The sequence below is a fragment of the Halorubrum sp. CBA1229 genome, assembly GCF_003721435.2.
Taxonomy (GTDB): Archaea; Halobacteriota; Halobacteria; order Halobacteriales; family Haloferacaceae; genus Halorubrum.
Map to the genome: position 1 here is coordinate 546754 of NZ_CP054585.1, position 19133 is coordinate 565886.

Here is a 19133-nt window from a genome sequence, read left to right on the forward strand (position 1 = left end):
CGATGCGGCGCGTCGGCACCGTCGTCCGCACCGCCGGGGGGCTCGCGATCGCCCGCGGCGACCGCGGCGAGGAACCGCCGCGGATCGGCGCGGCCGTCGTCGACGAGTCGCTCTCGACGGTCGGCCGCGTCGTCGACGTGTTCGGCCCCGTCGACAGGCCGTACGTGGCGGTCACGCCGAGCGACGACGACGGGCTCACGTCTCTCGTCGGCGGGAAGCTGTACGCGCGCTGACTCAGTCCCCGGCCGCCGCCTCCCCTTCTCCGGCCGCCGCCTCCCCTTCTCCGGCCGCCGCCTCCCCTTCTCCGGGCGACGCCTCTCCGTCGACGACGGAGAAGTCCGCCAGCGTCTTCGTCGAGCGGACGAGCCGCTCCGAGACCATCAGCTTCTCCGTGCGGTCCAGCCGCGCCCAATCGAGCTCCGCGGGCGGCGACTCCTCGAACGCGCGGAACTGCTGAAACACCGCATCGTTGACGAACCGCTCGAACGAACCGCAGTTCGGACACGTCACCGAGAGGTGCGACGTGTCGAACGCTCGGCTCACGGTGTGTTCCAGGCAGTTCAGACAGCGGTACGTCCGATTGCTACTCATACCGGATCGAGGGACCGGACGCGGGAATATCTGGGGGTACCGGACGAGCGATCGAAGCGGGACGGACGAGGAGACCGAACGGAGCGGAGCGAAAAACGGCACCGGACCGCGAGGCCGCTAGAACAGCGCCGACGCGGCCGCTTCGGCCGTCTCGATGACCGGACCGAAGCCGGGCAACAGCAGCACCGTCGCGACCGCCGCGAAGACGACCGCGGCGTACAGCGCCGTCGGCCGCACGTCGATCGCGTCCAGCGCAGTCGGCGACGCGGGGTCGTCGATGAACAGCGCCTTCACGACCCGGCTGTAGTAGTACAGCGAGATCACGCTGTTGACGGCGCCGACGGCCGCCAGCCACACGAAGCCGTTGTCGATGGCTCCCATGAACAGGAAGTACTTCGAGAAGAAGCCGGCGAACGGCGGGAGGCCGGCCAGCGAGAACATGAACACGGCCATCGCCGTCGAGGCGACGGGCGCACGCTTGGCCAGTCCGGCGTAGTCCTCGAAGGTCCGGCCGACGCCCCACCGCTCCGCCATCGCGACGAAGAGGAACGCGCCGGTGTTCATGAACCCGTAGACGAGCAGGTGCGCCATCGCGGCGCCCATCACCGCGCCGTTGCCGCTCCCGTCGGCCGTGAGCGCGGCGACGCCGATGAGGGCGTAGCCGGCGTGGCCGATCGAGGAGTACGCGAGCATCCGCTTGACCTCCTCCTGGACGGCCGCCGCGAAGTTACCGAGCGTCATCGTCACGGCCGCGAGGATGCCGAACGCGAGCACCCAGTTGATGTCGGCCGACAGCGACGCGCCGACCGGGAACGCCTCCGTGAACACGCGGAACGCGACCACGAAGCCGGCCGCCTTCGACGCCGAGGAGAGGAACGCGCTCACGGGCGCGGGCGCTCCCTCGTACGCCTCCGGCGCCCAGAAGTGGAACGGGACGGAGGCGGTCTTGAACGCGACGCCGCCGAGGATCATCACGATCCCGAGGCCGGCGATCCCGCTCCGGCTGTCGAGGCCGTCAGTGCCCGCGGCGATGTCGCCGAGGACCCCGGCGACGTCGCCGAGCATCAGCGACCCCGTCGCGGCGTACACCAGCGAGATGCCGAACAGGAATATCGCCGAGGAGAGCGCCCCGACGAGGAAGTACTTCAGGCCAGCCTCGACGCTTCCGCGGTTCTGCTTGAGGAACGCGACGAGCACGTACGACGGCAGCGACACCATCTCCAGGGCGACGAACACGACCGCGAGCGAGTTCGCGACCGCGAGCAGCGACATGCCGGTCGCCGCGAACAGCGTCAGCGAGTAGAACGTCGCCGGGTTCGGGTGGTCGTGGAAGTAGTCGTGGGCCGCGACGACGACGAGCGACGTCACGGACGCGAAGATGGCGGTGAAGAACAGCGCCATGGTGTCCACCTTGACCGCGTCGGCGAACAGCAGAATCGCGCCGCCGGTGTCGCCGCCGCCGGTGCCGGAGGCGACGAACCAGACCGTCGCGGCCAGCGAGCTCAGCGCGCCGAGCGCGCTCACGACCGCCATCGAGGTGTTCGACCGCGTGTCGGGGCTGAGGGTGTCGACGAGCAGCAGCGCGAGCCCCGTAAACGCGAGCAGCAGCACGGGCAGCAGCGCCGTCACCTGCGGGAGCGTGTTAACCATTAATGCTCACCCCCTCGACCACGGGAACGGCCGCATCGCGGATCATCTCGAAGAAGATGTCGGGCGCGACGCCGAGCACGATGATCGCCGCCAGAAGCACCGCGAGCGGGGCGACGTCGTGGAACGGCGCGGGACCGATCTCGTAGTCGGTCGCGAGCTCGAACGGCCCGAACAGCGTGCTCTGCATCGCCGACAGCAGGTAGCCGGCGACGATGACGATGCCGAACATCGCGAGCGCCGTGAACACCGGCGCGTACGGGAGCGCCGGCGCGGAGAACGACCCCACGAAGATGAAGAACTCGCCCGCGAAGCCGGCCATCAGCGGCAGTCCCATGTAGCCGAACGCGCCGGCGACGAGGATGCCGACCGTCACCGGCATCCGGTCGGCCATGCCGGCCATGTCGCCGACCATCCGCGTGTGGGTCGCGTTGTAGACGACGCCGACCGCCATGAACATCAGCCCCGAGATGAGGCCGTGCGCGACCATCTGGAACGTCGCGCCGCCGACGCCGTACTCGGTGAACACGATGAGCCCGAGGATGACGTACCCCATCGACGAGACGGAGGAGTAGGCGACGATGCGCTTGAGGTCCTTCTGCGCGAGCGCCAGCATCGCGCCGTAGATGACGCTGATAACGGCGATCGCCGCGATCGGGATCGCGAGCGCGGACGCCTGATCGGGGAGCATCGTGAAGTTGAACCGGAGCAGCGCGTACGTCCCCATCTTCAGGAGGACGCCCGCCAAGAGCACCGACACGGGGGTCGGCGCCTCGACGTGGGCGTCCGGCAGCCACGTGTGGAACGGCACGATCGGGACCTTCACCGCGAACCCGAGGAACATCGCGAGGAACGCGACCATCGCGAGCCGGCCCGGTGAGATACCGAACCAGGTCTCGAGGCCGCCGTCCGCTATCGCGGCCGTGATTTCCGGGAGCGCGAACGAGCTCACGGAGTCGCCGAGCGCGAACGTCAGCATCATGAACCCGATGAACATCAGCAGCGACGCCGCGTTCGTGTAGACGAAGAACTTGATCGCGGCGTACTTCCGCCGGGGACCGCCCCAGATGCCGATGAGGAAGTACATCGGGACGAGGACGGCCTCCCAGAAGACGAACCAGAGGAAGAAGTCCAGCGCCGTGAACACGCCGAGGAGGTTCGCCTCCATGAACAGCATGAGCCCGTAGAACTGGCTCTGCCGCGAGTCGATCGGCGTCCACGCGCTGAGGATCGCCAGCGGGACGAGGAACGTCGTGAGCACGACGAGCGGGAGGCTGATGCCGTCCAGCCCGACGAACCACGAGACCGAGCGGCCGCCGACTTCGAGCCACTCGATCTGCGTCTGGTAGGCGATTTCGCCGCCGGTGAGGGCGTTGCCGGAGCCGTCGAAGCCGGACCAGAGGTATAACGACCCGACAAAGGGGATCAGGCTCAGGGCGAACGCGAGCCGGCCAGCCCACTCGTTCGGCGAGAGCAGGACGACGAGCGCGCTTGCGAACGCCACCGCGATGAGCGCTTCGAGTATCACACGAACCACCCCCCGGTGACGCCGAGCACTAAGATTAGCGCGACCAGCCCCAGCGTGAGCAGCGCGGCGTACTGCGAGACGACGCCGTTCTGGACCTGCCGGATCCGGTCACCGCCGATGAGACTCACCGAGGAGACGCCGTTGACGACGCCGTCGATGATGCCCTGGTCGAAGGTGTCGGCACCGCCGGCGACGTCCTCGGTGCGATACGCGAGCCATACCTGCAGTTCGTCGAGGTAGTAGTTGTTGTACAGCACGTCTTTGATCCAGCCGAGTTTCGCCGTGTGCTCCGTCGGCGACGGAACGTTGTAGAGCCGCCACGCCACCAGCAGACCGGTCAGCGCTAAGCCGAGCGAGACGGCCGCGCCGACGAGCACCGTGGCGACCTCGCCGCCGACGATGTACTCGCTGCTGTACGGCCCGATGTCGGCGTAGTGGTGCGAGGAGAGCCCCTCGATACCGCCCCAGTGGTTATCCAGCCAGAGGTGGAGCAGGTCGATCCCCTCCAGTCCGAGGACCTTCTGGACCGGCACCATGTTGATGAAGCCGGTGACGACCGCGAGCGCGCCCAGCACGGTCAGCGGCCCCTTGACGTTCCAGCGAACGGGTTCGGGGTCGCGGGCGGTCGCGCTGCGCGGTTCGCCGTGGAAGGTCAGGAACACCATCCGGAACGTGTAGAACGCGGTGACGGGGACCGCGAGCAGTCCCATCAGGTAGCCGCCGAACAGCAGCGGCTCGCCGGGCGCGTGGACGAGCGCCTCGTAGAGGACCTCGTCTTTCGACCAGAAGCCGGCGAACGGGAAGATGCCCGCGAGCGCCAGCGACCCGGCCAGGAAGGTGTAGTAGGTGACGGGCATCTTCGATTTGAGCCCGCCCATGTCCCACATGTCCTCGTTGTGGTGCATCGCGATGATCACCGCGCCCGCGCCGAGGAACAGGAGGGCCTTGAAGAACGCGTGGGTGGTGAGGTGGAAGACCGCGGCCACGTACCCGCCCGCGCCGAGCGCGAGCATCATGTAGCCGTACTGCGAGATGGTGGAGTACGCGAGCACCTGCTTCAGCTCGTCTTTCACGAGCCCCATCGTCGCCGCGAACAGCGCGGTGAATCCGCCGATGAAGGCGATCACCGCGAGCGTCGTCGGCGTCAGCGCGTAGAAGCCGTACATCCGCGCGACGAGGTAGACGCCGGCCGCGACCATCGTCGCGGCGTGGATCAGCGCGGAGACGGGCGTCGGGCCCTCCATCGCGTCGGGGAGCCACGTATGCAGCGGGAACTGCGCGGACTTCCCGACGACGCCGCCCAAGACGAGCAGGCCGACGACGGTGAGCCACGTCTGCAGGTCGACGCCGCCGGGCGTCCACGCGACCGAGCCCTCACCGGCGAGCGCCGCCTCGGCGAGCGCCGGGAACGACTCCGGTCCGGCGAACTGCGCGGTGCCGAACGTCCCGATGACGGCGACGACGCCGATCAGGAAGAAGTAGTCCCCGAAGCGGGTGACGAGGAACGCCTTCTTCGCCGCCGACGGCGGGCCGGGCTCGCGGAAGTGGAACCCGATGAGCAGGTACGAGCAGAGCCCGACCAGCTCGAAGAACATGAACGCCATCAGCAGGTTGTCGGCGACGACGAATCCGAGCATCGACGCCGTGAACAGGCCGAGCCCGGCGTAGTAGCGCGGAAGCCCGGTCTCGCCCTCGTCGTTCATGTAGCCGAGCGAGAACACGTGCACGAGCAGCGCGACGAGCGTGACGATGACGAGCATCAGCGCCGACAGCGGGTCGACGAGGATGCCGAACGAGAGCTCGACGTCCGTCGGGCCGATCCCGCCGGCGCTCGCCCACGTGTAGAGCGTGCGGTTCGCCGCCTCGCCGCCCGCGACCGTCGCGAGCACCCACAGCGAGAGCAGGAACGAGCCCGCCGTCGCCGCGATGCCGCCGAAGGCCCCTCCCTTGGGGAGGTACTTGCCGGCACCGAGCGCGATCAGGAACGAGAAGAACGGCAGGAGGACGATCGCCGGAACGTATGAGAACACATCTATCATGTTACCACCTCATCTCCGTTGGAACGGTCACGTCTGTGACACCGAAGTTGCGGTACAACACCAGGATGATGCCGATACCGATCGCGACCTCCGCGGCGGCGAGCGCGATGACGAACAGCGCGAACACCTGTCCCGTCAGGTCGCCGTAGTACAGCGCGAAGGCGACGAAGTTGATGTTCGCCGCGTTCATCATGAGCTCGACGCTCATCAGGAAGTACAGTGCGTCGCGCCGCGTGAGTATACCGAACAGGCCGATACAGAAGACACCGGCCGCGAGCAGCAGGTACCACTCCGGCGGGATCGAGGAGGCGACGGCGGTCACTGCCGCTCACCCCCGTCGGTGAGCGCCTGCCCCACGGCGGCGATAATCGAGCCGCCCTCCTCGCGCTTCGCCAGGTACACCGCCCCGTCGACGGCGACGTCGAGCGCGACGGCGGCGATCAGGAACGCGGCGAGGAACCCCTCGGAGGGGATCGTCGCGACGTCGTACGCGCCGAGATTGAACAGAGCGTACCCGATGTTGTGGACGACCGACGCGTCGGCCGGGAATCCGGCTCCCTCCGCCGCGAAGTCGGCCGACAGCGTTGTCAAGGCCATCGTCCCGAACAGGAGCGCGACCGCAACAGCGGGCACGAGACGCCCGCCCCGCTCCGAGTTATCGTCGCTCATGCGCTATTCACCTCCGTTTCCGTGTCCGATCGCGTGAGCATCACACCGAACGTGACCAAGATCAGAACCCCGCCGACGTAGACGAGGATCTGCATGGCGGCGATAAACTCCGCCTGTAACATCACGTAGTGCACTGCGACGCTCGTCAGGGCTCCGCCCAGCAGCAGCGCGGCGTGGAACACGTCGCGCGCCAGGACGACCCCGAGGCCGAACGCCAGCGTGACTGCGGCGAACAGCCCGAACGCGATGGTAGCATAAACCATTGTGTTTGTCTCCTATGAGAACCCCTTTGAAGATTTCGAGACGCGCCCGCTACTGGTAGTCGACCTCGCCGTCGCCCTCCCCGACCCACGCACCGCGATCCGGGTTCCGGGACTCCAGCGGGTCGATCCCCTTGTACCACGGGACGTTCTTGAGCTGTTCTTTGTTGAACACGAAGTCGTCCTTCGTGTCCGCGGTGAACTCGAAGTTCTGCGTGAGGATGATCGCGTCAACGGGGCAGACCTCCTCGCAGAGCCGGCAGTAGATGCACTGCCCGATGTGGAGGTTGTACTGCTCCCCGTTGCGCTGGTCGTCCTGCACGATCTGGATCGTGTCGTTCGGACAGACGTTCTCGCACTGGCGGCACCAGATGCACCGCTCCTGGCTGAACTTGTGGACCCCGCGGAACCGCGGGCTCACCTCGGGCGCGTCCTCCGGATATTCCACCGTGAACGTCGACCCGTCCAGCGCGTGTTTCATCGTCGTCGCCATGGATTTCATGAGTCCGATCATGTTACGCGATCACCCCCACGATTACGGCCGTGAGCACCAGGTTCGCGAACGACAGCACCAGCATTCCCTTCCAGCCGATCTCGATCAGCTGGTCGATGCGGACGCGCGGCAGCGCGGAGCGGGCCCACTGCGTGAACAGGAAGAAGCCCCAGATCTTCACCACGAACCAGATGAAGCCGATGCTCTCCGGACCCGGCCCGGAGGCGCCGCCGAGGAACGTCACGGCGAGAATCGCGCCGCCCAGGAAGATGTGGACGAACTCGCCGAGGTAGAACAGCACGAAGTACGCGGAGGAGTACTCGGTCTGGTACCCGGCGACGATCTCCGTCGGCGCCTCCGGGATGTCGAACGGGTTCCGTCCGATCTCGGCCATGTTCGCCGTGAGGAACAGGACGAACGCGAACGGGTTCACGAAGGCGTACCAGGCCGGGATGTCGATCCCGGCGATCGTCACCAGCGTCGTCGTCTGCGCGCCGACGATGCCGCTCATCTGGAGGGTGCCCGCGAAGATCACGACCGACATCGCCGTGACGATGAGCGGGATCTCGTACGCGAGGTTCTGCGCGACGGCGCGGAGCCCGCCGAGCAGGGAGTACTTGTTGTTCGACGCGTAGCCGGCCATCACCAGCGAGATCGAGGCGATGGAGGCGAACGCGAACACCAGCGCGAACCCGACTTCGGGGTCGGCGAGGTGGAAGTTGATCGGGCCGAGGCGACCCATCGGGATCACGGAGAATCCGAGCAGCGCAGAGGCGGGAAGGATGATCGGGGCGATGTCCCACGAGGGACGGTCGACGCCTTCGGGGACGATAAGCTCCTTCGCGAGCAGCTGGACGGCTGACGCCGGGATGATCAGGAGGCCGAACGGCCCGATCCGGTTGACCGCGATCCGGTCGGTGAACGCCGCCGTGATCTTCCGTTTCGCCCACGGACCGGCGACGCCGGTGAACGCGAGGACGATGTTTCCGACGACGGCCGCCGCGATCAGCGCCGCGACGACCTCGCCGAGCACGCCCGGCAGCCCGAACGTCTCGACGAGGAACTCGGGGAACAGCTGTGCGGGTGCCGTCCCCATCAGCGGTCCACCTCCCCGAGAACGATGTCGAGGCTCCCGAGCGCCGCGATGACGTCAGGGATGTACTCGCCGTTGGCCATCTCCGGCAGCGTCTGGAGGTTCGAGAAGCACGGCGACCGGATCTTGAACCGGCCCGGCTTGTCGGTGCCGTCGGAGCGGATGTAGATGCCGAGCTCGCCCTTGGCGCCCTCGACGGCGCGGTAGATCTCGGCGTCGTCGTCCGGGCGGAGCGTGCGGGGCACGTTCGCCTGAATCGTCCGTTCGTCCTCCGGCCAGTCCTCGAGCAGGTCGACGCACTGCTCGATGATCTTCGCGGACTCCTCGACCTCGCGCATCCGGACGAGCAGCCGGCTGAAGTTGTCGCAGCCGTCCTCGGTGACGACGTCCCAGTCGAGTTCGTCGTAGTAGCCGTACGGGTCGTCGCGACGCAGGTCGTAGTCGATCCCCGAGCCGCGGGCGACGGGACCGGTCGCGCCGTAGTCCTTCGCGACGTCCGGCGGGAGGATTCCCGTGTCGATCGTCCGCATCTGGAAGATCTCGTTGGAGGTGACGAGGTTGTGGTACTCCTCGACGGACTCCGGCAGCTGGTCGAGGAAGTCGCGGGTCTTCGAGAAGAACTCCTCGCGCGGCTCCGGCAGGTCCCAGACGACGCCGCCGAGCCGGAAGTAGTTGAACATCAGCCGCTGGCCCGTCAAGTCCTCCAGCAGGTCCTGGACGCGCTCGCGGTCGTTGATCGCGTACATGAACGTCGCCGTGAAGTCGCCGTTCACGTCGAGCGCGAACGTCGCGAGCGCGAGCATGTGCGCGGCGATCCGGCACATCTCCGCGCCCATCGTCCGGATGACCTGCGCGTACTCCGGCACCTCGATGTCGGCGAGGTCCTCGGCCGCGCGGGCGTACGCCCACTCGTTGAGCAGCCCCGCCGAGATGTAGTCCCAGCGGTCGGGGTACGGCATGATCTGGTGGCGGTAGGTGCCGGACTGCGCCATCTGCTCCTCGCTGCGGTGGAGGTAGCCGATGTCGGGCTCGACGTCGACGACCTGCTCGCCGTCGAGGATCGTCTTCAGGTGGAGCACGCCGTGGGTCGCCGGGTGGTGCGGCCCGATGTTGAGGAACATCGTGTCGGACTCGGCGTCCTTGTGGTGTTCCTGCAGCGGGTTCGCGTGCTCGGGCAGCGTGGCGATCTGGGGCCGGTCCTTGTCGTAGTCCATCGACAGGGGGTGGCCCTGCCACGTCTCCGGCAGCAGAATCCGGCGCAGGTCGGGGTGGTCGTCGTACTCGATGCCGATCAGGTCGTACGCCTCCCGCTCGTGCCAGTCGGCGGTGCGGAAGACGGGCTCGGCCGACTCCGAGACCGGGTCGTCCTTGTCGGCGGGCACGACGACGCTGACCTCCTGGGTCGGGTCGTCGAACTTCTTCAGGTGGTAGATCGACTCGTAGCGGTTCTCGTACTCCTGGGCGGTGACGACCGAGAGGTGGTCGTACCCCGCCTGTTCTTTCAGGATCGAGAGCGTCTCCTGGACGGTGTCTGGGCGGATAACGAAGCCGGGAGCGTTCAGGTGGTCGTCGCGGTCGACGACCAGGTCGCCCAGGAGGGCCTCCAGCTCGTCGGGGGTGCGCTCCGGCACCGCGTCGTCGGTGGTGTCCGGTCGTTCGAGGCTCATGGTGAATCAGCGAAGTTGTACCGCATGACGAGTTCGTCGTCGTCGATCTGGTCGGCGAGCTTGTCGACGAGCTCGTCGCGCTCGAGGTCGGAGAACTCCTCCAGCTCGTACGGCTTGACCGTCACGGGCGCGGCCTCGCCGTTGGCGACGCGCTCCTGCAGCTTCACGACGCCGTACACGAGGGCCTCAGGACGCGGCGGACAGCCGGGGACGTGGATGTCGATCGGGATGACCTCCTCGGCGCCCTTGATGACGTTGTACCCCTCCTGGAACGGACCGCCGGAGATGGTACACGAGCCCATGCCGACGACGAACTTCGGCTCGGGCATCTGGTCGTACACGCGCTTCATCCGCGGCGCGAACTTCGAGACGATCGTCCCGGGGACGATCATCACGTCGGCCTGTCGCGGCGACGCGCGGGGGACCCCGCTCCCGAACCGGTCGAGGTCGTGTTTCACGGCGTAGGTGTGCATCATCTCGATGCTGCAGCAGGCGATACCGAACTGCAGCATGAACATCGAGGAGCCGCGACACCAGTTCAGGAACTTGTCGAACTTAGTGAGGATGAACGGCGAGGAGCCGAACGCCTCGCGGAGCCGAGAGTTGAACCGGTCTCCCTGCCCGGTCATCCGGGCGTCTCGGGTCTCCGTTACCACTTGCGATTCGTCTGTGATGAATGGTTGATCGCTGCTCATTAGTTGAGGTCACGCTCCGTTTTTCTCCTGGACGCGCGGGGGCTCCGGGCCCAGCTGATCGCCCCCGACCGCCACGCCCAGACGAGCCCGATCGCGAGGATCCCGACGAAGGCCAACATCGGCCACAGCAGGGCGGTCATCGGCACGCCGGCCTCGATCGCCGGGCGGTAGATGACGGCCCACGGGAACAGTAACACGGTCTCGATGTCGAACACGACGAACAACAGCGCGACCATGTAGTACTGGATGTTGAACCGGATCTTCGTCCCGCCAGTCGGGGTCTCGCCGGACTCGTAGGTGGTGCTTTTACCGGTCTCAGGCACGCTCGGACGGAGCAACGCCGACACGGTCATCATCCCGATGGGGATGAGCAGGCCGACGGCCGCCAAGGCGCCGATCGCTATCCAATCGCTCATATAGGTCTCCGTAACGTGCTGGCGTTTGGACCGACCCCTCATAAGCGTTGAGTCTTCAGGGCAGCGGCCCGAGGCCACCGCAGACGGCCGCGAAACCGTTCAACGCCCGATCCGGCAGTCGTCAGTTCGCCCGCGAGACCGGTTGTCAACGACTTCGAGAGACGGGTCGCCGACGACTTACTCCTCGCCGCGCGCGCGGAACCCGTCGATGCCGAGGTCGTGGAGGTCGGCGGAGTCGGCGGCGACGCCGCCCTTGAGGTCCTCGTGGTACGCGACGAGTCGATCCTCGATCGCGTCGTGCTCGCGCGCGAGCACCTGCGCGGCCGAGAGGGCGGCGTTGAACGACTTCCCGGCGTCGACGGCGACGATCGGGGCGCCGGTGGGCATCCCGATGACCGAGTCGACGGACTTCTCTTGGACCGGCACCCCGATGACGGGGATCGGGTACGCGATCGACGCCGTCATGTTCGGGAGGTCGGCCGACTTCCCGCCCGCCCCGGCGATGATCACGTCGAGACCGCGAGCGCGGGCGGTCTCTCCGTACGCGTACATGAGCTCGGGGGTGCGGTGCGCGGAGACGACGTAGCTCTCGTAGGTGAACCGCGCGTCCGGGGCGTCGCCGAAGTCGGTCTGTTCGGCGAACCCGAGCTCGTCGAGCGCCTCGTACGCGCCCTCCATGACGGGGAGGTCCGAGTCCGACCCCATGATGATCCCCACGTCCGGGGTGGTCTCCGGGTCGGCGTCCGCCGCCGCCTCCGCTTCGATCCGGTCGATGAGGTCCTGCACCGTGGTCATGGGCGTGGGTTCGACGGAGGTCGGTAAGGAAGTGCCGGATATCGCGCGAGCGTCGGGCGTCGCGGAACGTCAGGCGTCCCGAAACGTCAGCTCGTCGCGGAGCGCTCGGGCCCGCGAGAGCAGCGCGTCGCGGTCGACGTCACCGTCAGCGGTCGCGTCGTCGCTTCCGACTGTCGCCGTCAGGTGCCCCATCTTCCGGAGCGGGCGCGCGTCGTCTTTCCCGTACCAGTGGAGGTCGGCGTCGGGCGCGGCGAGGACGGCGTCGACCCCGCGGAGCGTCGCCGGCTCGGTCTCGTCCACGTCGCCCAGGACGTTGGCCGTGACCGCGGGCGCGACGAGGTCGGTCGGGCCGAGCGGCCAGCCGAGCACGGCCCGGACGTGGTTCTCGAACTGCGACGTGCGCGCGCCCTCGATCGTCCAGTGGCCGGAGTTGTGGGGGCGGGGCGCGATCTCGTTAACCAAGACCTCGCCCTCGCGGGTCTCGAACAGCTCGATCCCGTAGACGCCGCGGCCGTCGAGGAACTCCAACACGTCGCGGGCGACCGACTCCGCCTCGGCGACGACCGCGTCGTCGGCCCGGGCCGGGGCGACGCTCTCTCGGAGGATCTCCTCTCGGTGGATCGTCTCCGTGACCGGGTAGGTCCGCGTCTCGCCGTCTGCCCCCTTCAGGCCCATCACGGCGATCTCGCGCTCGAAGTCGAGGAGCTCCTCGGCCATCGCGTTCCCGCCGACCTCGTCGAGCGCGTCGGCGGCGTCGGCGGGGTTCTCGACGGGGACGTTCCCGCGGCCGTCGTAGCCGCCCTCGCGGGCCTTCAGCATGACGCCCCCGAACTCCTCGACGACGCGTTCGAGCCCCTCGGCGGTCGCGACTGCGACGAACTCCGGGACGGGGATGCCGGCGTCGGCGAGCGCCTCCTTCTGCACCAGCTTGTCCTGGATCGTCTCGAGGGTGCCGGGGTCCGGCTGCACCGGCACGTCGTGCTCCGCGCTCGCCACGGCCAGCAGCTCCGGATCGGCCAGCTCGATCTCGAAGGTCAGCGCGTCGACGCGGCTCGCCAGCTCGTGGACCGCGTCGGGGTCGTCGAAGTCCCCGACGATCTGGTCGCTCACGACGGGAGCGGCCGGGCAGTCCGGCGTCGGGTCGAGCACGACGACCTCGACGCCGAGCCGCGCGACCGCCTCGCCTATCATCCGGCCCAGCTGTCCGCCGCCGACGACGCCGAGCGTCGGTCCCGGCAGAGTGATCGACATGCGCGGCCGTACCCGACGTTGCTGCATAAATATTCCCACATGGCACGGATAAATAGCCATGTTCGTGGATATGCCGTGCTGCGCTGTCGAGATTCCTCTCCCCCTAGATACGTTACGGTACGACCAAATACTTCTGAGCGACGGCGACACTCATTTATAAATCCCGCCGCGGTGGCGCGTGCCTCCGAGTGGCCGCCCTTGGCGGCCACGAGGAGCGCGCGCGAGGGACGCCGCGAGCGCAGCGAGCGGCGAGGCTGGGGAGGTGTGAGGTGCGGTTGCTGTGCGGTCGGGGAGGCCTCAAAGGGGCAGTCGCGAGGGCGACGCACGGCGACGCAAGGACCGCAGGGAGGGAGCGAAGCGACTGACCGAGGACCGCAGCGAGCCGCGCGAGTCCTCGCGACTGGGGCTTTGGAGGTGTTCACCGGCGATCCGTTTGTAGTCGCATATGACCGAGCGGCTGGGGCTTTAGAGGCCTCACCGCGGTATCGTCAATCACACATAAACAGCCGACGGGAACACCGCTTTTTATATAAATGATCGACCTCCGCGACTCACTCCCGAGATCGATCGCAGTTATATCTGTACTGAACGATCGAGAATACGAGAACCGTCTCCCGCTGAGGATTTAAATAGCACTGAGTACGGACAGAAAGGCTCGGTATCCCTACAGCTCGACCGTCGCGAGGTCGCTCTCCAACTCTCCCACGAACTCGTTGTACGCGTCGACGAATCCGCGGAAGGAGTCGGCGTACTCGCGGACGTCGGCCGCGGAGGGCGCCTCGTACTGCGAGAGGAGATAGAGCCCGCCGGAGCCGCCTACCCGGAGATACGAGACGGTCCCCTCGTCCCACTTCAGCTCCCAGCGGTCGCCGTCGACGCGGGCGGTGTAGGTCCCGTAGTCGTCGCCCTCGTACCGGTGGATCTCGCCGGCCATGACGGTGCAGGCCTCGCGGATCGCGTCCAGCACGCGGTCGCGCTCGGCGACGACCCCGTCGGTCGAGGCGGGCTCCGGAAACTCGGCGCTCACGCCGTCGAGGACGCCCGACAGCGACGCGACGTACTCGTTCCAAGCGACGACGAAGTTCGCGTAGTCGTCGAGGGCGGCCGCGAGGTCCTCCGGGTCCGGCGGCTGCTTCGTCGAGATGACGTATACGTCGGAGCCGGACTTCGGCGAGAACAGCAGGAACTCCAGCTCTCCGGCCTCGTGTTTGACGGTCCACGTCCCGCCGGGCGTCGACAGCTCCCGACGGCCGTAGTCGCCCCCTTGGAGCTTGGCGAGTTGGTAGGCGATCGTTCCGGCGTGGTCGCGGACCGCGGCGACGAGCTCGTCGCGCCGGTCGGCGACCGCGTCCGTGTCGCGCACGTCGAGGTCGAGCCCGAGGTCGGCGTGGGTGGTCACGACCGATCTGGGCGCCACAAGCGGTTAATCGGTTCGGGTGGATGAAGTCCCCGCCGGCCCCGCCCGACGGGATGGGGTCACGCGATCGACTCCCGGATCTCCCGGATCCGCGCCGGTTCGTCGATCCCCGAGCGCAACACGACGGCGAACACCGCCTCGCCGTCCGGATCCGGCGCGTCCCCGCTCAGTATCGCGTCCGACCCGGTCTCCTCCGCGATCCATCGCCGGCCGTCGGCGATCGCCTGGCGGTTGAGCCACGGCGGCGGCCCGCCGACGACGAGCAGGGTCCGGTCCGCGCGCCCCTCGCGGACCTCGACCGTCGACTTCCCGCGGGTCGCCTTCCGGATCGCCGTCTCGATCGCCGACACCGCGGCGCTGGCGTCGACCTCGGCGGGCTCGTCCGAACCGAACAGCCCGAGCCCGAACCGCGACCCCGACTCCGGCGGGTCGACCGCCTGCGCGGCGTGGCCGACCGCGGCGAGCTCCCCGTCGTCACCGAGCACGCGGGCGACGTCGCTCGCGTCGAGCACCTGCTGCGGGGTCGACGTCCCGGCGTCCGACTCGCCGGCCCCGAACAGCGCCGCGGTCCGCTCGACGACGACCTCGTTCAGCCGGTCCCGAGCGTCGGCGAGGGTCTCCCCCGGGCGGAGCCACGCGTCGTTGTCGAAGGGGAACACGGCCGCACAGCGGTCGGAGAGGGCGTCGAGCGTCCGGGCCGCGTTCTTCTCCGCGAGCGGTCGCCGGGGCTCGCGCTCCCCGGGATCAGTCGCGCTCCCGCGGACGGGGTCGACCTCGCTGGCCGCCGACTCCGCCGGCGTCGGGAGCAGCCCGACGGCGTACACCGGCGCGTCGTAGAGACGCGACAGTTCCTCCGCGAGCGCGGGTGCCGCGCCCGCGCCCGCGGCGCCGCCGAGGCCGACGACGAGCACGAACGCCTCCGCGATCGACGGGTTCTCGTCGTCCATGACGCGACCGAGCTCGCTCGCGTGGGCCTCGCCGAGCCGGCGGCCGGCGTGGAGATCGCCGTCGAGGCCGCTCCCGTCGGCGGCATCGCCGAAGCGGTAGCGGCGCGACTCGTCGAGCGACCGGAGAGAGTCGAGGGCCGCCGCGTCCGTGTCGAACGCGTTGATCCCCTGCAGGAACCGGTCGCCGCCGTGGTCGGCCGCGAGCCGGTCGGCGATCCGGCCACCGGCGCCGCCGAGACCGATGACGTGAAGGCGCATACGTCACCCCGGTCGGCGAGCGGGGGCTTATCTCTTCGGCTCGACGGCGCAGGCGTCCCTTCGGCTCGGTGACACGGGAGACCCGCGCGCCAGCGCCGCCGTCGGTCAGAACTCGTCGAGCCGCCGTTGGCCTCGAGAGACCGCGGCGGAGCGACCGTCTGTACCGGTCTCGTCTGGGTCGGCGCCGAGCAACCGGATCAGCGCCGTGTCGGCGAACGTGAGCGCGAGCACCAACACGATCGGCGCGAGGAACAGGCCGTGGAAGCCGAAGACGACGGGGCCGAAGATGTACGCGAGCATGAGCAGCCCGACGTGAGTCGTCTTCCCGCTGAAGTACGGCCGGAGCACGATGTCGGGGATCGTGTCGACGACGACCGCCGCGACGACGAGGAAGCCGGCCACGTAGGCGAGCAGCGCGAAGTCGCCGCCGAGCACCGTCGGCACCGAGGCCGCCGCCGCCAGCGGGAGGTACACGATCTTCATCCCGATCACCGGAATCAGGCTCGCGATTCCGGTGAGCGCGCCCGCGAGCGCCGGGTACGGGACCTCGACCGGCGCCGGCGCGATCACGTTGTAGGCGGTGTACGTGACGACCGCGATGATGGAGATGGCGATGACGTTGAGCAGGTTCCCGTACAGCACCGCCTCCAGCTCGGCGTCGACCGTTTCGAGATACTCGCGGACCACCGCGTCGTCGTCGAATCTGAGCAGCCACTCGTGGAACTTCGACCCGTCGAGCAGCAGGTAGTACGTGACGACGACGACGATCAGGAGGTTGAGCGCGAGCCCGCCGAGCGTGCTCGCCAGCAGCCCCGCCTGCTCTGAGACGAACTCGATCAGCGGGTCGAGCTGGCCGGAGCGGTAGGCGGCGACGACCCCCTCGAGCGTCGGATTCGAGAGCTGTGCCAAGTCCCCGACCCAGGAGTTCTCGGCGCCGACCGTCTCGGCGACCGGATACCGCTCGATGAACCGGCGTGCCTCGATCAGCGACAGCAGTACGGTGTAGCTCAACAGGCCGATCAGCGGGACCCCGATGAGCGACAGGGAGACGACGGCCCGGACGCGTGCGGGGAGCCGAAACCGTTCCAACCGGTGAAAGAGCCGCCGCGTCGAGTAGTAGAGAAACACGGCGACCGTGAGCGGGGCGACGAACCGGTATCCGATGAATCCCACGATAAGCGCGACCGCGAGACCGAAGAGGGCGATGACGAACCGCTTCTCGTCCATGGCCGCTCGTCTCGGTCTCCCAACATAAACCATGCGCCTGATCCCGGACGAACCCCAGTCGCGGTCGCGGGCGACCGGCGGTCGGTCCCGGTCTTGTCGGACGATCGGCGGTCAGCCTCGGTCTCGTCGGACGATCGGCACCCGACCGGTCGTCAGTCGTCGTCGGCGTCTGCCGACCGCCCGACCTCGTCGCCGTCGCGCCGGTCGTCGACCCCGCGGGCCTCGATCGCCCGCTCGAATCGGTCCACCTGTTCGCGGTGCAGCGAGAGGATCATGTCCGCCAGGAAGCCGAAGATCAGCAGTTGGACCCCGAGGATCGCCGCGCCCACGGCGCCGATGGAGACGATCTCGTGGGTGATCCCGTACGCGAACCACTCGTAGAGGACGTACGCGGTCATGAGCGCGCCCGCCGCCGTCGACACCACACCGACGCTGCCGAAGTAGAACAGGGGGTTGTTCGTCTTCGCCTTGCGGTATAGCTCGAGGAAGATCACGCCTCCGTCGCGGATCGGGTGGAGGTTGGTCGCGGAGCCGCCAGGGCGCTCGCGGTAGGTGATCGGGACGACGGCGACGGGGACTTGATTCTTCACGCACTCGACGGCCATCTCGGTCTCGATCCCGAACCCGTCGGCGGTGAGGTGGAGCCGGAGGAACGACTCCCGGGTGAACGCCCGATATCCGGAGAGGATGTCTCGGTAGCCCTCGCCGTGGATCGTGCGGAAGGCGACGTTGATGATCCGGTTCCCGATCCGGTTCAGCCGGGTCATCGCTCCCGGGCGCATGTCGGCGAACCGGTTCCCGATGACGTGCTCGGCCTCGCCGTCGAACAGGGGGTCGAGCATCGCGTCGACGTCGCCCGCGTCGTACGTCGCGTCGGCGTCGGCCATCACGACGTACGGCGCGTCGATGTGGTCGCGCACCGCCTCGCGGACGGCCTGCCCCTTCCCGCGACCGGACTGCTCGGCGACGCGGGCGCCGGCCTCGCGGGCGGCCGCTCGCGTCCCGTCGGTGGAGCCGCCGTCGATCACGAGGACCTGCTCGATCCCGACGTCGCGGAAGGCGTCGACGACGCGCGCGACCGTCTCGGCCTCGTCCATCGTGGGCAGCAGGACGCAGACGTCGTCGTAGTCGCTCATGGCGGGTTGACGGTGGGGGAGTTCCTAAACTCTGCCCTTCCGACGCGAGGGACCCGCCGACCGAGCGGACCGTTCGGCGCGACGGACCCACCGACCGAGCGGACCGTTCGACCTATCGCCCCCGCGGGGAGCGCTCGGGCCGGTCCGTCGACCCTCGTGGCCGGTCCTGCGGCCACCCATACGCTCATGTATCCGACGATAGATCGTGTGACTATGTCGCAGCCACCCGACTCTCACGTCGACGAACTGCTCAGTGCGACGCGGACGGCGATCGGCGACGAACTCCGGAGTCTCACCTACTTCACCGAGGAGGACGTCACGCAGCTGTACCTCCGCAGCGATCTGAGCCGGACCGCGGACCTCGTCGGCTTCGCTGAGAACGAGCGCCAGGGGTTCCACTCGCAGTCGCTGTACGCCAACACGCAGCTCGGGGACTACCAGTTCACCGTTCGCGTGTTCGAGAACGGGTACCTCACGCGGGTCATCGCCGGGGAACACGGGGTGTGGGTGACGACCGACTCGATGGAGATGGACCGGTTCGAGGAGCTCACCAGCGCGCTCTCCTCAATCCTCCAGTCGTTCGACCCCGCCTAAGCGGGCGGCGCCGGATCCGGGCCCGCACCCGGCGGAGACGAGCGGTCACTGGAGGTGACTCCGCAGCTCCGGGACCAACTCGTCGGGGTCGACCGGCTTGGTGACGTAGCCGTCCGCGCCGGCCTTCACCGCCTCCATCATCTTCTCTTTCTGGTCGACGCTCGTGCACATCACGACCACGGCGTCCGGCCACCGGTCTTTGATCGCCTGCGTCGCCTCGATGCCGGTCATCTCCGGCATGACGACGTCCATCGACACGGCGTCCGGTTCGTACGCCTCGAACAGGTCGACCGCCTCTGCGCCGTTCTCCGCCTCGCCGACGACGTCGAACGACCCCTCAAGCGCGTCCCGGACCACGGTCCGCTGGAACGAGGAGTCGTCGACGACGAGCACCCGCTCGGTCATGGCGA

General features: G+C 68.2%; 21 protein-coding genes. 2 read left to right on the forward strand and 19 right to left on the reverse strand.

The window, feature by feature from the left end; all coding sequences use genetic code 11:
• Nucleotides 1-2 precede the first annotated feature (2 nt).
• Nucleotides 3-233: a Gar1/Naf1 family protein gene (locus Hrr1229_RS02700; RefSeq protein ID WP_123114315.1), complete on the forward strand. Its 231-nt coding sequence runs from the start codon at nucleotides 3-5 to the stop codon at nucleotides 231-233.
• Between the two features lies 1 nt (nucleotide 234).
• Here Hrr1229_RS02700 and Hrr1229_RS02705 read toward each other — a convergent pair whose 3' ends face one another.
• The 18 genes from Hrr1229_RS02705 to aglJ form a co-directional block, all read right to left on the reverse strand.
• Nucleotides 235-591, reverse strand: a complete 357-nt coding sequence (locus Hrr1229_RS02705; RefSeq protein ID WP_123114314.1) for a hypothetical protein — start codon at nucleotides 589-591, stop codon at nucleotides 235-237.
• A 117-nt stretch (nucleotides 592-708) separates the two neighbouring features.
• Entirely contained in the window at nucleotides 709-2241 is a 1533-nt protein-coding gene (locus tag Hrr1229_RS02710; protein WP_123114313.1) for an NADH-quinone oxidoreductase subunit N, read from the reverse strand.
• Nucleotides 2234-3766 (reverse strand): NuoM family protein, encoded by a 1533-nt coding sequence (locus tag Hrr1229_RS02715; RefSeq protein ID WP_176329329.1) that lies wholly within the window; start codon nucleotides 3764-3766, stop codon nucleotides 2234-2236. The genes Hrr1229_RS02710 and Hrr1229_RS02715 overlap by 8 nt, the downstream gene beginning before the upstream one ends.
• Nucleotides 3763-5805, reverse strand: a complete 2043-nt coding sequence (nuoL, locus tag Hrr1229_RS02720; RefSeq protein WP_123114312.1) for an NADH-quinone oxidoreductase subunit L — start codon at nucleotides 5803-5805, stop codon at nucleotides 3763-3765. Before nuoL ends, Hrr1229_RS02715 begins: the two co-directional genes overlap by 4 nt.
• Before the next feature lies 1 nt (nucleotide 5806).
• Nucleotides 5807-6127, reverse strand: a complete 321-nt coding sequence (nuoK, locus tag Hrr1229_RS02725; RefSeq protein ID WP_123114311.1) for an NADH-quinone oxidoreductase subunit NuoK — start codon at nucleotides 6125-6127, stop codon at nucleotides 5807-5809.
• Complete coding sequence (locus tag Hrr1229_RS02730; protein ID WP_123114310.1) at nucleotides 6124-6474, reverse strand: hypothetical protein; 351 nt, start codon at nucleotides 6472-6474, stop codon at nucleotides 6124-6126. The genes nuoK and Hrr1229_RS02730 overlap by 4 nt, the downstream gene beginning before the upstream one ends.
• Nucleotides 6471-6737, reverse strand: coding sequence for an NADH-quinone oxidoreductase subunit J (locus Hrr1229_RS02735; protein WP_123114309.1), 267 nt, complete (start codon nucleotides 6735-6737; stop codon nucleotides 6471-6473). The genes Hrr1229_RS02730 and Hrr1229_RS02735 overlap by 4 nt, the downstream gene beginning before the upstream one ends.
• 49 nt (nucleotides 6738-6786) lie before the next feature.
• Complete coding sequence (locus Hrr1229_RS02740) at nucleotides 6787-7248, reverse strand: NADH-quinone oxidoreductase subunit I (RefSeq protein WP_123114308.1); 462 nt, start codon at nucleotides 7246-7248, stop codon at nucleotides 6787-6789.
• A 1-nt stretch (nucleotide 7249) separates the two neighbouring features.
• Nucleotides 7250-8323 (reverse strand): NADH-quinone oxidoreductase subunit H, encoded by a 1074-nt coding sequence (locus Hrr1229_RS02745; RefSeq protein WP_123114307.1) that lies wholly within the window; start codon nucleotides 8321-8323, stop codon nucleotides 7250-7252.
• The gene (locus Hrr1229_RS02750; RefSeq protein WP_123114306.1) at nucleotides 8323-9987 is read right to left on the reverse strand and encodes an NADH-quinone oxidoreductase subunit D; all 1665 of its coding nucleotides are present in this window, start codon (nucleotides 9985-9987) and stop codon (nucleotides 8323-8325) included. Before Hrr1229_RS02750 ends, Hrr1229_RS02745 begins: the two co-directional genes overlap by 1 nt.
• Nucleotides 9984-10682, reverse strand: a complete 699-nt coding sequence (locus Hrr1229_RS02755) for an NADH-quinone oxidoreductase subunit B (RefSeq protein ID WP_006113007.1) — start codon at nucleotides 10680-10682, stop codon at nucleotides 9984-9986. The genes Hrr1229_RS02750 and Hrr1229_RS02755 overlap by 4 nt, the downstream gene beginning before the upstream one ends.
• A complete protein-coding gene (locus Hrr1229_RS02760; RefSeq protein ID WP_123114938.1) occupies nucleotides 10682-11098 on the reverse strand; it encodes an NADH-quinone oxidoreductase subunit A in 417 nt (138 codons plus the stop codon). Before Hrr1229_RS02760 ends, Hrr1229_RS02755 begins: the two co-directional genes overlap by 1 nt.
• Nucleotides 11099-11275: 177 nt before the next feature.
• The gene (gene purE / locus Hrr1229_RS02765; protein ID WP_123114305.1) at nucleotides 11276-11893 is read right to left on the reverse strand and encodes a 5-(carboxyamino)imidazole ribonucleotide mutase; all 618 of its coding nucleotides are present in this window, start codon (nucleotides 11891-11893) and stop codon (nucleotides 11276-11278) included.
• Nucleotides 11894-11962: 69 nt separating this feature from the next.
• On the reverse strand, nucleotides 11963-13144 hold the full coding sequence (locus Hrr1229_RS02770; RefSeq protein WP_123114304.1) for a 5-(carboxyamino)imidazole ribonucleotide synthase: 1182 nt from the start codon (nucleotides 13142-13144) through the stop codon (nucleotides 11963-11965).
• 664 nt (nucleotides 13145-13808) lie between these two features.
• On the reverse strand, nucleotides 13809-14543 hold the full coding sequence (locus Hrr1229_RS02775) for a hypothetical protein (RefSeq protein ID WP_123114303.1): 735 nt from the start codon (nucleotides 14541-14543) through the stop codon (nucleotides 13809-13811).
• Between the two features lie 77 nt (nucleotides 14544-14620).
• Entirely contained in the window at nucleotides 14621-15766 is a 1146-nt protein-coding gene (locus tag Hrr1229_RS02780; protein WP_123114302.1) for a cell division protein FtsZ, read from the reverse strand.
• Nucleotides 15767-15871: 105 nt separating this feature from the next.
• Nucleotides 15872-16993: an AI-2E family transporter gene (locus tag Hrr1229_RS02785; RefSeq protein WP_123114301.1), complete on the reverse strand. Its 1122-nt coding sequence runs from the start codon at nucleotides 16991-16993 to the stop codon at nucleotides 15872-15874.
• A 152-nt stretch (nucleotides 16994-17145) separates the two neighbouring features.
• Nucleotides 17146-18129, reverse strand: a complete 984-nt coding sequence (gene aglJ / locus Hrr1229_RS02790; protein ID WP_123114300.1) for an S-layer glycoprotein N-glycosyltransferase AglJ — start codon at nucleotides 18127-18129, stop codon at nucleotides 17146-17148.
• A gap of 213 nt (nucleotides 18130-18342) precedes the next feature.
• Here aglJ and Hrr1229_RS02795 point away from each other — a divergent pair, with 213 nt between their 5' ends.
• Nucleotides 18343-18723 (forward strand): hypothetical protein, encoded by a 381-nt coding sequence (locus Hrr1229_RS02795; protein WP_123114299.1) that lies wholly within the window; start codon nucleotides 18343-18345, stop codon nucleotides 18721-18723.
• Nucleotides 18724-18768: 45 nt separating this feature from the next.
• Here the strand turns inward: Hrr1229_RS02795 and Hrr1229_RS02800 are convergent, their stop codons facing one another.
• A complete protein-coding gene (locus tag Hrr1229_RS02800; protein WP_123114298.1) occupies nucleotides 18769-19128 on the reverse strand; it encodes a response regulator in 360 nt (119 codons plus the stop codon).
• Nucleotides 19129-19133: the final 5 nt, after the last annotated feature.

Excerpts from the sequence above, each read along its gene's own strand:
- Hrr1229_RS02700 (WP_123114315.1), top strand. The coding sequence starts at position 3 with ATGCGGCGCGTCGGCACCGTCGTCCGCACCGCCGGGGGGCTCGCGATC.
- Hrr1229_RS02705 (WP_123114314.1), bottom strand. The coding sequence starts at position 591 with ATGAGTAGCAATCGGACGTACCGCTGTCTGAACTGCCTGGAACACACC.
- Hrr1229_RS02710 (WP_123114313.1), bottom strand. The coding sequence starts at position 2,241 with ATGGTTAACACGCTCCCGCAGGTGACGGCGCTGCTGCCCGTGCTGCTG.
- nuoL (WP_123114312.1), bottom strand. The coding sequence starts at position 5,805 with ATGATAGATGTGTTCTCATACGTTCCGGCGATCGTCCTCCTGCCGTTC.
- Hrr1229_RS02730 (WP_123114310.1), bottom strand. The coding sequence starts at position 6,474 with ATGAGCGACGATAACTCGGAGCGGGGCGGGCGTCTCGTGCCCGCTGTT.
- Hrr1229_RS02735 (WP_123114309.1), bottom strand. The coding sequence starts at position 6,737 with ATGGTTTATGCTACCATCGCGTTCGGGCTGTTCGCCGCAGTCACGCTG.
- Hrr1229_RS02740 (WP_123114308.1), bottom strand. The coding sequence starts at position 7,248 with ATGATCGGACTCATGAAATCCATGGCGACGACGATGAAACACGCGCTG.
- Hrr1229_RS02745 (WP_123114307.1), bottom strand. The coding sequence starts at position 8,323 with ATGGGGACGGCACCCGCACAGCTGTTCCCCGAGTTCCTCGTCGAGACG.
- Hrr1229_RS02750 (WP_123114306.1), bottom strand. The coding sequence starts at position 9,987 with ATGAGCCTCGAACGACCGGACACCACCGACGACGCGGTGCCGGAGCGC.
- Hrr1229_RS02755 (WP_006113007.1), bottom strand. The coding sequence starts at position 10,682 with ATGAGCAGCGATCAACCATTCATCACAGACGAATCGCAAGTGGTAACG.
- Hrr1229_RS02760 (WP_123114938.1), bottom strand. The coding sequence starts at position 11,098 with ATGAGCGATTGGATAGCGATCGGCGCCTTGGCGGCCGTCGGCCTGCTC.
- purE (WP_123114305.1), bottom strand. The coding sequence starts at position 11,893 with ATGACCACGGTGCAGGACCTCATCGACCGGATCGAAGCGGAGGCGGCG.
- Hrr1229_RS02770 (WP_123114304.1), bottom strand. The coding sequence starts at position 13,144 with ATGTCGATCACTCTGCCGGGACCGACGCTCGGCGTCGTCGGCGGCGGA.
- Hrr1229_RS02780 (WP_123114302.1), bottom strand. The coding sequence starts at position 15,766 with ATGCGCCTTCACGTCATCGGTCTCGGCGGCGCCGGTGGCCGGATCGCC.
- Hrr1229_RS02785 (WP_123114301.1), bottom strand. The coding sequence starts at position 16,993 with ATGGACGAGAAGCGGTTCGTCATCGCCCTCTTCGGTCTCGCGGTCGCG.
- aglJ (WP_123114300.1), bottom strand. The coding sequence starts at position 18,129 with ATGAGCGACTACGACGACGTCTGCGTCCTGCTGCCCACGATGGACGAG.
- Hrr1229_RS02795 (WP_123114299.1), top strand. The coding sequence starts at position 18,343 with ATGTCGCAGCCACCCGACTCTCACGTCGACGAACTGCTCAGTGCGACG.
- Hrr1229_RS02800 (WP_123114298.1), bottom strand. The coding sequence starts at position 19,128 with ATGACCGAGCGGGTGCTCGTCGTCGACGACTCCTCGTTCCAGCGGACC.